The organism is Thermophagus sp. OGC60D27, assembly GCF_052400625.1.
Lineage (GTDB): Bacteria > Bacteroidota > Bacteroidia > Bacteroidales > Marinilabiliaceae > Thermophagus.
The window spans coordinates 1-14127 of record NZ_JBQTGH010000017.1 but is presented as its reverse complement, the minus strand read 5'-3'; the positions used below and the strand labels follow the sequence as shown (position 1 = coordinate 14127).

At 37.0% G+C, this 14127-nt stretch carries 11 protein-coding genes; 9 read left to right on the top strand and 2 right to left on the bottom strand.

Translation table 11 applies throughout. The features are described from left to right. Window positions 1-254: 254 nt before the first annotated feature. The 3 genes from ACT29H_RS15550 (at window position 255) to ACT29H_RS15540 (ending at window position 2315) form a co-directional block, all read left to right on the top strand. A complete protein-coding gene (locus ACT29H_RS15550; RefSeq protein ID WP_444822574.1) occupies window positions 255-536 on the top strand; it encodes a hypothetical protein in 282 nt (93 codons plus the stop codon). A 275-nt stretch (window positions 537-811) separates the two neighbouring features. Then, window positions 812-1006, top strand: a complete 195-nt coding sequence (locus ACT29H_RS15545; protein WP_444822573.1) for a sporulation protein Cse60 — start codon at window positions 812-814, stop codon at window positions 1004-1006. A gap of 397 nt (window positions 1007-1403) precedes the next feature. Next, entirely contained in the window at window positions 1404-2315 is a 912-nt protein-coding gene (locus ACT29H_RS15540) for a patatin-like phospholipase family protein (RefSeq protein ID WP_444822572.1), read from the top strand. Here ACT29H_RS15540 and ACT29H_RS15535 read toward each other — a convergent pair whose 3' ends face one another. Further along, the gene (locus tag ACT29H_RS15535; protein WP_444822571.1) at window positions 2316-3536 is read right to left on the bottom strand and encodes a hypothetical protein; all 1221 of its coding nucleotides are present in this window, start codon (window positions 3534-3536) and stop codon (window positions 2316-2318) included. A gap of 348 nt (window positions 3537-3884) precedes the next feature. On the opposite strand from ACT29H_RS15535, the gene ACT29H_RS15530 reads away from it, so the two are divergent. Continuing rightward, window positions 3885-4976 (top strand): hypothetical protein, encoded by a 1092-nt coding sequence (locus tag ACT29H_RS15530; RefSeq protein WP_444822570.1) that lies wholly within the window; start codon window positions 3885-3887, stop codon window positions 4974-4976. Between the two features lie 64 nt (window positions 4977-5040). Here the strand turns inward: ACT29H_RS15530 and ACT29H_RS15525 are convergent, their stop codons facing one another. Continuing rightward, the gene (locus ACT29H_RS15525) at window positions 5041-5907 is read right to left on the bottom strand and encodes an AraC family transcriptional regulator (protein WP_444822569.1); all 867 of its coding nucleotides are present in this window, start codon (window positions 5905-5907) and stop codon (window positions 5041-5043) included. A 415-nt stretch (window positions 5908-6322) separates the two neighbouring features. Here ACT29H_RS15525 and ACT29H_RS15520 point away from each other — a divergent pair, with 415 nt between their 5' ends. The 5 genes from ACT29H_RS15520 (at window position 6323) to ACT29H_RS15500 (ending at window position 14113) form a co-directional block, all read left to right on the top strand. Next, window positions 6323-7336, top strand: coding sequence for an L-rhamnose/proton symporter RhaT (locus ACT29H_RS15520; RefSeq protein ID WP_444822568.1), 1014 nt, complete (start codon window positions 6323-6325; stop codon window positions 7334-7336). A gap of 126 nt (window positions 7337-7462) precedes the next feature. Next, complete coding sequence (locus ACT29H_RS15515; protein WP_444822567.1) at window positions 7463-8734, top strand: L-rhamnose isomerase; 1272 nt, start codon at window positions 7463-7465, stop codon at window positions 8732-8734. After that, complete coding sequence (locus tag ACT29H_RS15510; protein WP_444822566.1) at window positions 8731-10119, top strand: FGGY-family carbohydrate kinase; 1389 nt, start codon at window positions 8731-8733, stop codon at window positions 10117-10119. The genes ACT29H_RS15515 and ACT29H_RS15510 overlap by 4 nt, the downstream gene beginning before the upstream one ends. Before the next feature lie 15 nt (window positions 10120-10134). Then, window positions 10135-11427 carry a class II aldolase/adducin family protein gene (locus tag ACT29H_RS15505; protein ID WP_444822565.1) on the top strand — a complete coding sequence of 431 codons (1293 nt, stop codon included), beginning with the start codon at window positions 10135-10137 and terminating at the stop codon, window positions 11425-11427. Window positions 11428-11593: 166 nt separating this feature from the next. Beyond that, window positions 11594-14113 carry a glycoside hydrolase family 2 TIM barrel-domain containing protein gene (locus tag ACT29H_RS15500; protein ID WP_444822564.1) on the top strand — a complete coding sequence of 840 codons (2520 nt, stop codon included), beginning with the start codon at window positions 11594-11596 and terminating at the stop codon, window positions 14111-14113. The last annotated feature ends 14 nt before the right edge of the window (window positions 14114-14127 follow it).

The following is a 14127-nucleotide window of genomic DNA, read 5'->3' as shown; positions in this document are numbered from 1 at the left end:
TTTTCCTTTTTGAACATGGGTTACTTAGGTCACGTTGCACTTTTGGGTAAAAAGCGCAAGCACTTTCTGACGATTACAAATGTAGAAAAATATGTTTTTAATGTTAAAGGTAAATGTTTAATGTGTTGATTTCTTTTACGAATAGCCTGATTTTTTAGATTAAAAGAATAAAAAAAGGAGTAAATGTGAACCAATGGTTTGTATGCAATAATAAAAACATTTAAATTTGGTATATAAATTTTAATTAGGAAATCATGGCGAGTATTAGAGACTTAAAGAAAGATATAAATTATTTGGCCGGTGAAATAGTTACTGAAGCTTATGTAAGAAAAATGCTCTTTAGCAATGTGGATGATGAGACATTCAGGAAGGTGGTTACCGATACCCTTATGTTCCGTAGTGCCATTCTTAAAAAAATTAATCATCCTGTTGAAAAAAGGGATCCTAAAAAGGTGAAAAAGTATTTTCAGGAGGTTCGCAAGGAGATGTATCAGAAATTTTCCGAACTAGTCGAAATTGTAAGCGAACTAAAATAGAGTGATTAAAAAAAAGAGGGGCACGCCCCTCTTTTTTTTAATTTGGATCTGAGTAGATTGTTATGTGGGTTTATTGGTAGGGCCTTTCCCCTTAAACTACTTTAGTTTATTGAATCTTATTGGAAATTTTTTTTGATCTAAAGACAACATATAGAACTAATTGTTATCAGAACATAAAAATTATGTAGTTATTTAGAATCTTTAGTGTATCAAAAAACTCTTTTTTGCGTAGACCGAATGTGTGATGTGAGTTTAATAATATTAAAGAGGATTTTATGAAAAAAGTATTTACAAAACACTTTCAGTACACTGGATTAGATGATTATGACATGTCGCTGGATGATCAGATCAACCATTTTCTTGCGGAAGAAAAGATTTCTCCCGATCAGATTATCGATTTGGAGTATGCTGCGCATTCCAGTCAAGGCATTAATACTTACTCAGCTTTATTATTGTATACTGCAGGGTGAATCTTCTGAAAAAAGAAGTAGAAAATGTTATTTTAGGTTAAACGTTCAAAAAATCATCAATACTTTTTTGTTTGAAGTGCTTTTATGTGATTCCGAAAAAAATGAGACGAATAGCCATATAGCTTATCGGAATTAAATAAAAGTGGAGTCAAAAAATGTTGAGTAAGTTATTATTTTTAAAAAGGGAAGAGTATTTATTATTCTTCCTTTTTTTATTTTAGAATCTGTTCATAAAGTCAAAGATTTCCAGATTTTTGATGTAAATTAATTCACAGAATATCGACATTCAGCGCATTAATCTACAGAACCTTTTAAATATTGAAGAATAGATTGTTATTGATTATTAAGATTTAGCTGATATTTTTGAGTCAATGTTTAACATCTGAAGTTGTTTGCTATGGGATTATTTGATTGGATACTAAAATATAAAGAGAAGTCAAAGTCGGGGCCGCAGGGAGATCCGGCACAGAACAAAAAGAGCTTGGCTGATCAATATGAAAATTCCTTTGTCCATGAGGTGGGGATAGCCCTGAGTGGGGGGAGTGCCCGGGGGATAGCTCATATAGGTGTTCTCAGTGCGCTAGATCAGTACGGAATGTCGCCCGATATTATTTCCGGCACTAGTATGGGGGCTTTAGTTGGCGTCTTATATGCTGCTGGAATTCGTCCAGAACGTATTCTTGACCTGGTGAAAAAGGATAAAATTTATAGCATGGTATCACTTCGTTTTGGTCAACGAGGTTTTTTCGAACTGAATGCCGTGCGAAGATTATTGAAAGAGGAGATTCCTGAGGATGATTTTTCCACTTTAAAGAAACCATTCTTTTTGTCTGTGGCAAATATTACAGATGGGATTAATGAAGTGAAAGGCGAAAAGGGACCTCTTATTGATTATGTTATTGCATCCTGTTCGGTTCCCGTTATTTTGTTACCCCAGGATATCCAAGGAAAAACTTATATCGATGGAGGGTTATTTGATAACCTTCCGGCTGCATCCATTAAGGATAAGTGTCGTATTTTGATCGGTGTGAATGTCAATTATAATGGTACAGTGGAAAAATTAAGTGGGATTCGTGAAATTGCCCAGCGAACTTTTAGTCTGGCAGTAGAGCAAAATGTTAATGAAAGCCGTCAAATGTGCGATTTTTTAATTGAGCCGGAGGAGATGAAGCGTTTCACTCTTTTGGATTTCGACAAAGCGGATGAACTATTTAAAATTGGGTATGATGCCACGGTAAAACTTATTCAAGAAGAACTTGGTCCTGTGATGCAAATAAGCAAAATAGAAGAAGAAGGTAGCGGTATTTAGCTATTTTAGGTTTAGCCATGCTCCAAAGAGCTTTTCGGAATAGGGATTAACCAACGGCAAAAATCCTTTTTTTATTTTGTTTTGTTCAAAGACGGGAGGATTCTCCATACTCATTCTCTTGCAAAATGAAGTCCAAGCTTCCTGTTTAAAAATGCCTGTAGTCCAACGTCCATGCGCTTGAGGCGCAATTCTATTTTGCAGCCGAAGATTAGCCAGGCCCATGTTATATCTTAAGTTGATTTCAAGACAAGGTTGTAACTTCATTTCATTTTGATCATCTATGAAAAAGAGCCCATCAATTCCGGCCGGCCCACAATACTGAATTTCTATTCTCAATTGCTTAAGAGCTAGTGATATTATTTCAGCACCCTGAGATAATGCTTCTTTGACTTTGTTCATATCCTGAAAACAGGAAAAACTGTTTTCAGGATATCCAACCGCGCATCCCGCAAATTGTCCGGAATCATCAGTATAAAAAAAGTTGTGCCCTTTATAGTTAATGTTTTTATTGATTATAAATTGAAATGAGACATCCTGAATTTTAGAAAGCATTTTCTCAAGATAAATAACTTTTTGTCGTTTAAGCATTCCGCGGATCCAGTCCGATTGTGAAGGATCGTCACGATGATCTCTTATTCTAAAGAGTCCTCGTCCTGAAGCACTCCAGGGGGTTTTGATCAAAGCAGGTGGTTGGATGTCTGATAATGTTTGCGCCAATTGTTTGATATTACTGATTTTTATTGGCGAATAAGGAATCTCAATGAGATCATAATGTTTGGGGTGTTGATTTTTTATTTTTTTAATTTCGTTTAAGAGCTGATATCCAGTTTCACGGCTTAGGAGATGTGCTGAATTGTTTTTCCAAGTGGCAAAAGGGTGTTCCATCCATTGTCTGGATGCCAAATGATAAAAAGGTTTTAGTTTGTTATATACCGCCGGACTCCATCCCCATGGGGAAAAGTTAATCCTCATGTTTTCAGGTATTTCAGAAGGTGAAGTCACCAATGACGGCATTTTCCAACCAAATTGGCTTAAATGTTCTAAAGTATTTCCTTGTTTTTGAGAGATAAGTATAAAGTCTTGTTCATTAGTTAATAACCAAGGTATTGCAGCTAAGTCATTCTCGAATCTTTGAAGTCTGAGGGGGGGCATATAAGATCCCTGACCATTGGCAATGGCCATTTCATTGGTGGGATTAAATAAAAAAATTTCGGGGTGCATGGCTTCTTTTTATTGTTTTTAATTGCAAAGCTAATACTATTGATTTTGATACAAAGTCGTCGTATTTTGCCAGTTGTAAAAAAGACTGAAAATGAATTGTTACTGTTGAAAGTCATAAAATGGGTGTTTATGTATTAGCAGTGGAGGCTCAAGTTATCTTTTAAGCAATATGGGAGGTGGGAAGGCGTTATGACTTTAAAGCTTTTCTTATTTTGAATACATGTTTTAAATGACAGCGAGTTGAGTGTCGTTGAAATTGTTTCGATTTTTGAGAATTAAATGTCTAGTACCAATGGGTTTATGATTTTGATAATTGACTGAGTATTAATGAAAATTAAATTAAGGCATATGAAGCCAGGTTATTTTTTTATTTCGATGTTTTTGTTTTGGTTGACGGCATGCACGCTTGACGCTGTTGAGGATAATACAGGTGATGGTGAGTTGACGGAAGAAACCGATCCCAGTTCCGGATCGGAGGAGGAGACAAATGATGTAGATGATGATAGTTCCGAGGGAGAAAATTCAGAAGGTGTCGGTGATGATTTGGATAGTGTTGAAGGAACTAGGTTTGTTGCAGGACATGAGGTGGCAAAAGAATCCGTATTAAGGAGTATTCCAAAGCAATATCTTGAGAAAGCTAGAGAAAATTTTTATGTGGCTTATCAGCATACTTCGCATGGCACGCATGTGACACGTGGTGTATTCGGCCTAACAAGTTATAAGGATGGTGATGAGAATCTATTTGGTGTTTCGCGCAATACGTTGATCAATGGGAAATTGACCATTTATGATTATGCAATGGAAGATTATGCCTCACAGGGAAAAACAGCCACTGATCTAAGTGTGGATGAAACAGCCTTTATTCAGGCAACCAGAAATTTCCTTGACGATCCGGATAATGCCCATGTTAATGTGGTAATGTGGTCGTGGTGTGATATATCCAAGCATAAGGTGGAGGAAAATTATCTTCCAGGTATGTCACAGTTGATTGCCGAATATGGTAAAGGAGGTTCAAAAATTGGAACCGGTCCCGGACAACGGGAAGAATTCGTTCATTTTATTTTTATGACTGGACATGCTGTATTCGATAAGAACGTGGGAGAAGGAAGGCCTAAAAATCAGGCAGATTTAATCAATACTTATTGCCAGGAAAATAAACTTTACTGTTTAGATTATTATAGTATTGATACCCATGATATGGACGGAAATTATTGGGAAGATGCTGGGGATGATGGCTATTCTGACCTATATGGAGGAAATTTTTATCAAGAATGGCAAGCGTCTCATACAAAAGGAGTGGATTATTGGGAAAATAGATTATCACCTGGTGGGGAGGTTGCCTATGGAGCGCACAACTCTCAACATATCACCGCCAATCGTAAGGCTATGGCTTTTTGGTGGATCCTGGCCCGTCTAGCCGGATGGGATGGAGAAGAATAAAAATATCTTTTAAATTTATGTTTTTTGGGGGGATAAAATGAGTAAGAAAGCTAGGAATTGGAGTTCATTTTTTTCTAACTTCAGAAGGAGGAATTCCCATTTTCTTTTTGTACAGGCGGCTGAAATAATGTGTTGACTCAAAACCTGTCTCAAATGCTACCTGTTTGATCGGTATATCTGTAGATAGAAGCAATTCCTTGGCTCTCATCAAACGGAGGTGCAAATGATATTGCCCAGGGGAAACACCAGTATGTTTTTTGAACATCTTCCTAAAATATGAATAACCAAGATTAAGAGATGAAGCGAGCTTTTTGAAGTCCAATTCGCGTTCTACATTTTCCCGCATTATAAATTTTGCGTCTTCCATCGCGATTTCTAGAGGTGTCCCTTTGAAATGTCTGTTTTTTACTAGTGATACCACTGATCCTAGTAATCTGATTGCTATGCCGGAAGAAATTAGTTGAAATCCAGGACGTTCTTTTTGAGCCAATTCGAATATTTTGTAGTAGCAATCTAAAAAGCTTTCTTTTAATCCGCATTCAATAATCGGGATTCTTGAATTGAGAATAGGGTTTCGGAAGAGACGATCTACAATATCACCTTCAATTCCAATATAGTGTTCAGTCCAACCTGTTTTAATGTCGGGTTTATAACGGTGCCACATTCCTGGCTTTATAAGCATTATGGTACCTGTATGGACTTTGAACTTGCCTGTTTTCGTTTCCAGGATTCCTTGTCCTTCTGTAATATAATTGATTTGATATTCGGATAAAATCCTGCCTTTATCCCATTGAAAATAATAACCAGTTGGATGATCGGGCCAAGGATATATTTCACCTGCTTTTACAGTTGCCAAGCCCACCACGTTGAATGAAATGCCCCATTCTTTATCTTCTTGATTTGTCGTAAGATATTTATAGAAGTCTTGCATGTTGGGCTTTGTTGTTATTGTTAAAAAAAACTCTGCCAGTGTAAAAATAGTAAATAATTAGGAATTTTCAATTGCTAACAATTTTAAATGGATTTTTCTTTGATGTTGCTAGAATAAGCTTTATTATGAGTTGTTTATAGTATTTTATGGGGGAATGTATTGGCTGAAGGATTAATTAATTGGTTTGAAGTTTTGTTAAAAATTGAATTTGGTGATTTAATGTTCAAGAAATGTTATAGAGATATATGATTAGAGGTTGCTTAGTGATGAGTTTCTAGTAGTTTATCCTTTTTAATTGTAAAGACATGTGTCAAATTGGTTAACTTTAATGCCAGTTTGTGTATTGATTTGATAGTATGTGTTAGATACTTTTGATGATTGTTTAAAGTTTTTAATCTTTATATTTATCTATCTTATGAATGCAATTCAAGGTATCCTTCTAATTGCTGTTGGAAGTTTGGGGGCTTCCAGCTTTTATGTTCCGTTTAAAAAAGTTAAATCTTGGGCATGGGAGAGTTATTGGATAATGCAAGGTATTGCTGCATGGTTGGTGGTTCCATTGCTATTTGCATGGCTAACTGTACCAGAGAACGCTCTTTTTGAAGTTTTGTCTGAAGCACCTAACAAGCCCAAATGGCTAGCAATAATGTTTGGGGTTTTGTGGGGTATAGGCGGACTAACCTTTGGCCTTTCAATTCGGTATTTGGGTGTTGCATTAGGTCAGAGTTTAGCTCTAGGACTTACAGCCGCTTTTGGGACGTTGGTACCTCCAATGATCAATCCACAAGAATCACTGTCATGGATTCTCATTATTGGTGTTGGCGTATGCGTAGCGGGAATCGCTATTATAGGATATGCAGGAGCGTTAAAAAATAAATCTTTGACAGAGGAGCAGCGAAAGAAAGCGGTATCTGAATTTGCTTTAAAAAAAGGGGTTTTGATCGCGATATTGGCAGGTGTTATGAGTGCGTGTTTTAATTTTGGACTTGAAGCTGCTAAGCCGATAGAAGAGCTAACCAGGTCTTACGGTACGGATCCTTTGTATTTAAAGAATCCATCTCTTGTATTCATTCTTTGGGGGGGATTTTTTACCAATGCGGTATATTGCCTTTATTTAAATATTAAAAATAAAACGTATCAGGATTATTTTCATTCAGGAGCTAAAATATTTTTCAATAATTTGTTTTTTACTTTTCTGGCAGGTTTTCTTTGGTTTCTTCAGTTTCATTTCTTAGGCATGGGGCAAAGTAAACTTCCAGAAAATATGGCAGTATTTGGTTGGAGTATTTTAATGGCTTTGAATATTTCTTTTAGCAATGTTTGGGGAATTATTTTGAAGGAATGGAAAGGGGCCAACCGAAAAACAATGTGGGTTTTATTTGTAGGCTTAATTGTTCTTATTGCATCGACTTTCGTGGTGAGTTTATAAAGATTATCAGGCATAAGAAAATATTCGCTAATTGTTTGGGCGATTACGGATTTGGTTTTTGAATGAATTCAATTTTGGCATAATAGTTTTTAGAAAAATTAAAATCATTATTTAAACTTTTTATCTATGGGTATTAATAATAATATAGAAAAAGCATATTTACTAGCTAAAGAGCAATATGCCGGTTTTGGTGTAGATACCGATGCCGTTGTGGAAAAAATGAATGAAATTGTTATCAGTCTTCATTGTTGGCAGTCGGATGATGTGAGTGGTTTTGAAACGCCCGATGCAGAACTTGGTGGAGGTGGAATACAGGTGACAGGAAATTATCCAGGAAAACCAAGATCTATTGAAGAAATGAGAGCTGATTTGGAAAAGGTTTTTTCATTGCTTCCAGGAAAACAACGGCTTAGCCTTCATGCCATTTATGGTGAATTTGGAGGAAAACAAGTTGACCGTGATGAGGTGGACATTGAGCATTTTCAAGGATGGATTGACTGGGCTAAAGAGCAAGGAATAGGATTAGATTTTAATGCAACTTGTTTTTCTCACCCCAAGGCTAATGATGGCTTTACTCTTTCCAGTAAAAATGAAGAAGTTCGACGATTCTGGATTAACCATGTGAAGGCCTGCCGAAAAATTGCTGCAGAATTTGGAAAACAATTGGGAACCCCTTCGGTTCATAATTTATGGATTCCTGATGGCTCTAAGGATTATCCCATTGACAGGGCTGGTTATCGAACTATTCTAAAGAAATCCTTAGATGAGATTTATGCAGAGGAGTTTTCAAAGGAATATCTGAAAGATGCAATGGAATGCAAGCTTTTTGGTATTGGATCGGAGGCTATGGTGGTAGGATCTCATGAGTTTTATATGGGGTATACTATTCAAAATCAAAAGCTTCTTTGTCTTGATAATGGTCATTTTCACCCAACAGAGCAGGTCGGTGATAAAATTTCTTCTGTTCTTCAATTTCTGGATGAAATATTGCTTCATGTAACCCGTGGTGTACGTTGGGATAGCGATCATATTGTGACACTGAATGATGAAATCATGTTGATAGCTCAAGAAATTATTCGAAACAATTATTTAGATCGGGTAAATATTGGGCTTGATTTCTTTGATGGAAGTGTGAATAGAGTAGGTGCTTACTTAGTTGGAACCAGAGCGACACAGCAAGCATTTATGCAGGCCTTATTGGAGCCAACTGAAATGTTACTTAGCTACGAAGAAAATTCCCGAAATTTTGAAAGGTTGGCGCTTATGGAAACAATGAAAACAAGATTGTTTGGAGCCGTTTGGGACTATTATTGCTTGGTGAATAAAGTTCCTGTTGGCGGAGATTTTATTAAGGAGGTCGTTGATTATGAAAAAGAAATCTTGAAAAAGAGAAGATGATTTTTTGTGAAAATATGGAAGATGTAATTGCTGTCTTTGATATAGGGAAGACTAATAAAAAATTCCTATTGTTCAATAATAAATTGGAGTTGGTTTTTCAGGATGAACAGAAAATTCCTCCTGTAGTTGATGATGATGGTTTTGAATGTGATGATATATCATTTATAGAAGAATGGGTTAGGAGTCGGCTTAAAGAGGAAATAAATAAGGGAAAATACCATATTATTGGAGTGAATTTTTCCACTTATGGCGCGTCTTTGGTTTTTTTGGACGGTAGGGGTCACCGGTTGACCCCTGTTTACAATTATATGAAGCCTATTCCGGAGATTGTTAAAAATGAATGGTATGAGTCCAATGGTGGGAGGAACGAATTTTGTCGTAAAACAGCCAGTCCTCCCCTTGAAGCGATGCTGAATTCGGGAGTTCAAATTCTATGGTTGAAGCGTTTCAAAAAGGATGTTTATAAAAAAGTTACCCATATTCTTCATTTACCTCAGTATTTATCATTTTTGTTAACAAATAGGATCGTATCGGATTATACTTCAATTGGATGTCATACAGGGATGTGGGATTTTGATCAAATGAAATATCATCAATGGCTTGAGGAGGAAGGTGTTTTATTGCCATCGCCTGAAAAAAATTCTGAAAGAACTCTTGTTTCTATTGGCGGCCAAGAATTGTGGGTCGGGATAGGAATTCATGACAGTTCCGCATCTTTGGTGCCCTATCTTCATATGGTGGGGGAACCCTTTATTTTAGTTTCTACCGGCACTTGGTGTATTAATATGAATCCTTTTAATAATCTTCCTTTAACCCTTGAACAGTTAAAAAATGATTGTTTATGTTACCTTAGTATTGATGAAAAACCAGTTAAATCGTCAAGGCTTTTTATGGGCCATATCCATGATATTAATCTAAAAAACTTATGCCGTCATTTTAAGGTTGGAGAGGGTGACTTTAAGAATGTGTTGGCAAATGATGAATTAATCAAAACTTTTTTGGAAGAAGACAAAATATCTTCCAAAGCTTTTTTTAAAAATGGAGTTCCCGATAATTATCTGGATGACCAAGTTGATTTAACTTTGTTTATTTCGTTTGAGGAAGCTTATCATCGATTAATTTTTGATCTGACTAGGTTGAATGTTAATTCTATAGAGCTAATTCTTGAGAGTCAGGAAAGTATTAAGACTATTTTTATTTCCGGAGGTTTTTCCAAAAATGAGATTTTTGTAAAAGTCATGGCTGGATTTTTCCCAAAGATGAAGGTTTTTACTTCAACCATTCACAATGCTACTGCACTTGGAGCAGCAGCGGTTGTTTCAGATATTTTTGGTGAAACTCCAAAGCCTCAAATAAATTTGAATTTAAAACAGGCAGTTCTTTAAACATAGGGAGTAGTAATGAAATTAGATACAAAAATGATGCATCCTCGCGATCAGATCATTCTTACAATTAATCGGATTTATTATCATGGATTAACGACAACAACAGGTGGTAATATTTCTGTTATTGATGGAAATGGTGATATATGGGTGACACCATCAGGAATTGATAAGGGGTCCCTAAGGCGAGAAGATATTATGTGTGTGCGTAATGATGGCACCATTGAGGGACCTCACAGCCCATCGTCAGAATATCCTTTTCATAAGGCTATTTACGAAAACAGACCCGATATAAAAGCGGTGATTCATGCTCACCCTCCGGCATTGGTTTCTTTTAGTATTGTTCATAATATTCCTGATACCAACGTTATTCCTCAAGCAAAGAATATATGCGGTCCTATAGGATATGCATCATATGAATTACCAGGCAGCCAAAAGTTGGGAGACAATATTGCCAAGGTTTTTAAAGAGTCTTTCAATGCGGTGATAATGGAGAACCATGGTGTTGTTGTTGGTGGAACTGATTTAAAAGATGCTTTTCAACGATTTGAGACATTGGAGTTTTGTGCACGTACGATCATTAATGCCAAAACCATTGGTACTGTAAAATCGTTAGGCGATGAAGAAATAGAACGTTTTGAAGGTCAGATTCCTGTCCTACAACCAGAACAGGACCATGTGGAATTCCCCTCCGATGAGAGAGAAATACGTCAAGAGATTACAAATATTGTTCGCAGAGCCTGTCAACAAGGCATGATGATTAGCTCTTATGGAACGGTATCATGCCGTTGGCGAAATAATGATTTTTTGATAACGCCTACCAATGTTCTTCGTTGGGATATTACAATTGAGGATATCGTTCAGATAAAAGACGGCAAGCGGGAACCAGGAAAAGTTCCGAGCCGTTCCGTTTGGTTACATCAGGAGATTTATCGAAGGCATCCTGATATCAATTCGATTATTCTTACTCAATCTCCCTATTTGATGGCATTTGGTGTTACAGGGGAGAAGTTTGATGTACGCACTATTCCTGAGAGCTGGATTTTTCTGCAAGATGTACCTATTGTTCCCTTTGGTTCTCATTTTAAGGGTAAAAAGATAATACCTGATCTCATTTCAAAAGACATCCCTGCTGTGATTATTGAAAATGATTCTGTATTGGTTACAGGCGATAAGTTACTGCAAACCTTTGATCGCCTAGAGGTGGCAGAATTTAGTGCGAAATCACTGACTATGGCCAAGCCGATTGGCGACCTTCGGCCGATTGGTGATAAGGAAGTTGAAGCATTACGGGAAAAATTTCTCAAATAGATATAGAATTATTTAAGAACAACGAATAATTGAATCTGTAAATGTTGGTGGAAAGAAAATCAAGTATTTTGAGTTGAAAATTTCAGGTCGGTTCTTATAACTTTTTTTTGCCAGATAAAGTTTGGTGAGAAATGTTTAATATCCAATGGTTTAAAGAAAAAGCATTATGGTACGAATTCAGGCTATTATACTGTTAATAAGTTTCATTTCCCTTATAAACGCCCAGTCCCAAGATTTTTTGAAAACCACTAGAGTTTCGACATTAATTAATTTTGACTGGAAACATGCTTTTGGAGAAATTCCCGGGGCGCAAGAACCGGAATTTGATGATTCGGGATGGTCGACGGTGCATCTGCCACATGATGCAAGTATTGTCGGCCCATTTGTAAAGGATAGCCTGAATGCTGATCGTAAGAACGGTTTTTTGCCACGCCGAAAAGGGTGGTATAGGAAGTGGCTTAATTTCAGTAATCCACTGAATTCTAAAAAGATTTTCCTTGAATTTGAAGGTGTTTATCGAGATTGTCGGGTTTATGTTAATGGAGAAAAATTAGCTCATGAGTTAAACGGATTTAAAAATTTTATAGTCGATATTTCATCCGTTGTACGACAAGGGGACAATCTTATTGCAGTCAGTTATGATAATACAGATATGGAAAGTTCCCGATGGTATAATGGAGAAGGGATATACCGGGATGTAATTCTGCATGTTACCAATGAGGTACATGTTGCTTATAAAGGGACTTATATTCGAACTCCTTTCGTAACAGACGGTCTGGCTAAAGTGTTGGTAGAAACAGAGGTGGTGAATGAAAAAGATAATAATTCAGAGGTGACTCTGAAAACCGAAATTATTGGACCCTCAGGAGAAGTAGTTGATTGCATTTCGGACGTTGTGCCTTTGGGCGCGGGAGAACTTTATGTGTTTTCACAAGAAGTTAAAGTTAAAAACCCATTATTGTGGGATTTGGAGACGCCCAATCTTTATCAGGTTCGCTCCTCGGTTGTAGCAGATGGACAAGAAAGTGACTTATATCAATCTTTTTTTGGTATTCGGACCATTGAGTTTGATCGGGATCAAGGATTATTACTAAATGGGAGAAAGGTCTTGGTGAAAGGTGTAAACATTCACCATGATTTAGGTCCATTGGGTGCAGCAGCTTTTGAAAGAGGCTTTGAACGCCGTTTGGAGGGATTAAAAAAGTTGGGGTGCAATGCTATTCGATTGGCACATAATCCTCATGATGAATTTATCTTAGATTGGTGTGACCGTAATGGAATGTTAGTAATGGATGAAGCCTTTGATAAGTGGAATGATCAGTTTTTTGGTAAGGGAAATGATTTTAATGACCATTGGGAAGAAAGTTTGGAGTCATTTATTAGACGGGATCGTAATCATCCTTCTGTATTTATTTGGAGTGTAGGAAATGAAACGCACCAGCAAAGAAGCCCACATTACGAATTTGGTGTTCCGATGATGAAAAAAATGCGCGATTTTATTCATGCTTACGAACCCACGCGCAAAGTGACGTGTGGTCTGCATCCTTCTCGAAAAAGCGGGGCATATCGAACAGAAAATTATTACAGGGAAGGGCCACCTGAAATGGAATTTTATATGGATGTGGTTAGTACCAATTATCGAGAAGAGTTTTGGCCGGTGGATAAAGCAAAATATCCACAACTTATGTTTATTTTGAGCGAAGCACAAGTGGGGAATTTGGGAAACGAATGGTTTAATTTTAATCATCACAATTCGGTAGGATTATTTTACTGGGGAGGAACTGACTACATAGGAGAATCTTTTGGGTGGCCATCCAAGGGATGGCCGAATGGAATCATAGACTGGAATGACCATTGGAAGCCTTTTAGTTACTATATTCAAAGTTTATACAGCGAACATCCAATGGTACAGATTGCTGCTTTCGATTCGAATGATGAAAGGCAAAAGTATTGGAATGAGGTTCAATTAAGATATCAACCTATGTTTTCTCATTGGAACTGGCATGATAAAGATTCCGTTAAACTATATACATTTACCAATGGACAAGAAGTGGAACTTTTTTTGAATGGAAGATCGTTGGGTAGACGCAATGTTCCGGAAGTATATTACAGTAAGGATATTAAAGGATTTGCCGCTGACGAATATGATCCCGATAATCCTGTAAACACGGGGCCTGCCATGCACAAGTTTTTAGAGTGGACAGTTCCTTGGGAGTCAGGGGAGATTTTGGCAATTAGTAGAATTGAAGGCAGAGAAGTGGCCCGACATAAGATGGTAACTGCCGATAAACCATATCGAGTTGTTTTGGAACCTGACAGATCAAAAATAAAAGCGGATGGTTTGGATCTTTCTTATATAACCGTTAAGGTGGTGGACAAAAACGGTGTGTTAGTTCCGGATGCTTCTAATAATATTCGTTTTAAGGTAACAGGGGAGGGAGCCATAGCCGGAGTAGGAAACGCTGACGTTTTGAGCGACGAACCTTTTGTTGCGAACCAAAGAAGAGTTTTCCAAGGCAAAGCGCTATTGATAATTAGGGCTGGACGTCGTGCAGGAGAAATCAAGGTTAAAGCAATGGCTGATGGGTTGCGAGAGGGGAGAATTACCATTTCTTCAAATTACCAATGTCGTTTAGTTAAGGTTTGTAAGCTGAAAATGCCACAGGTTTTCCAGAGTATCTTTTAAATCGTGTGTTATAT

Bases quoted from the DNA above. Each gene is read 5' to 3' on its own strand.
- ACT29H_RS15550 (WP_444822574.1), top strand. From the start codon at position 255: ATGGCGAGTATTAGAGACTTAAAGAAAGATATAAATTATTTGGCCGGT.
- ACT29H_RS15545 (WP_444822573.1), top strand. From the start codon at position 812: ATGAAAAAAGTATTTACAAAACACTTTCAGTACACTGGATTAGATGAT.
- ACT29H_RS15540 (WP_444822572.1), top strand. From the start codon at position 1,404: ATGGGATTATTTGATTGGATACTAAAATATAAAGAGAAGTCAAAGTCG.
- ACT29H_RS15535 (WP_444822571.1), bottom strand. From the start codon at position 3,536: ATGCACCCCGAAATTTTTTTATTTAATCCCACCAATGAAATGGCCATT.
- ACT29H_RS15530 (WP_444822570.1), top strand. From the start codon at position 3,885: ATGAAGCCAGGTTATTTTTTTATTTCGATGTTTTTGTTTTGGTTGACG.
- ACT29H_RS15525 (WP_444822569.1), bottom strand. From the start codon at position 5,907: ATGCAAGACTTCTATAAATATCTTACGACAAATCAAGAAGATAAAGAA.
- ACT29H_RS15520 (WP_444822568.1), top strand. From the start codon at position 6,323: ATGAATGCAATTCAAGGTATCCTTCTAATTGCTGTTGGAAGTTTGGGG.
- ACT29H_RS15515 (WP_444822567.1), top strand. From the start codon at position 7,463: ATGGGTATTAATAATAATATAGAAAAAGCATATTTACTAGCTAAAGAG.
- ACT29H_RS15510 (WP_444822566.1), top strand. From the start codon at position 8,731: ATGATTTTTTGTGAAAATATGGAAGATGTAATTGCTGTCTTTGATATA.
- ACT29H_RS15505 (WP_444822565.1), top strand. From the start codon at position 10,135: ATGAAATTAGATACAAAAATGATGCATCCTCGCGATCAGATCATTCTT.
- ACT29H_RS15500 (WP_444822564.1), top strand. From the start codon at position 11,594: ATGGTACGAATTCAGGCTATTATACTGTTAATAAGTTTCATTTCCCTT.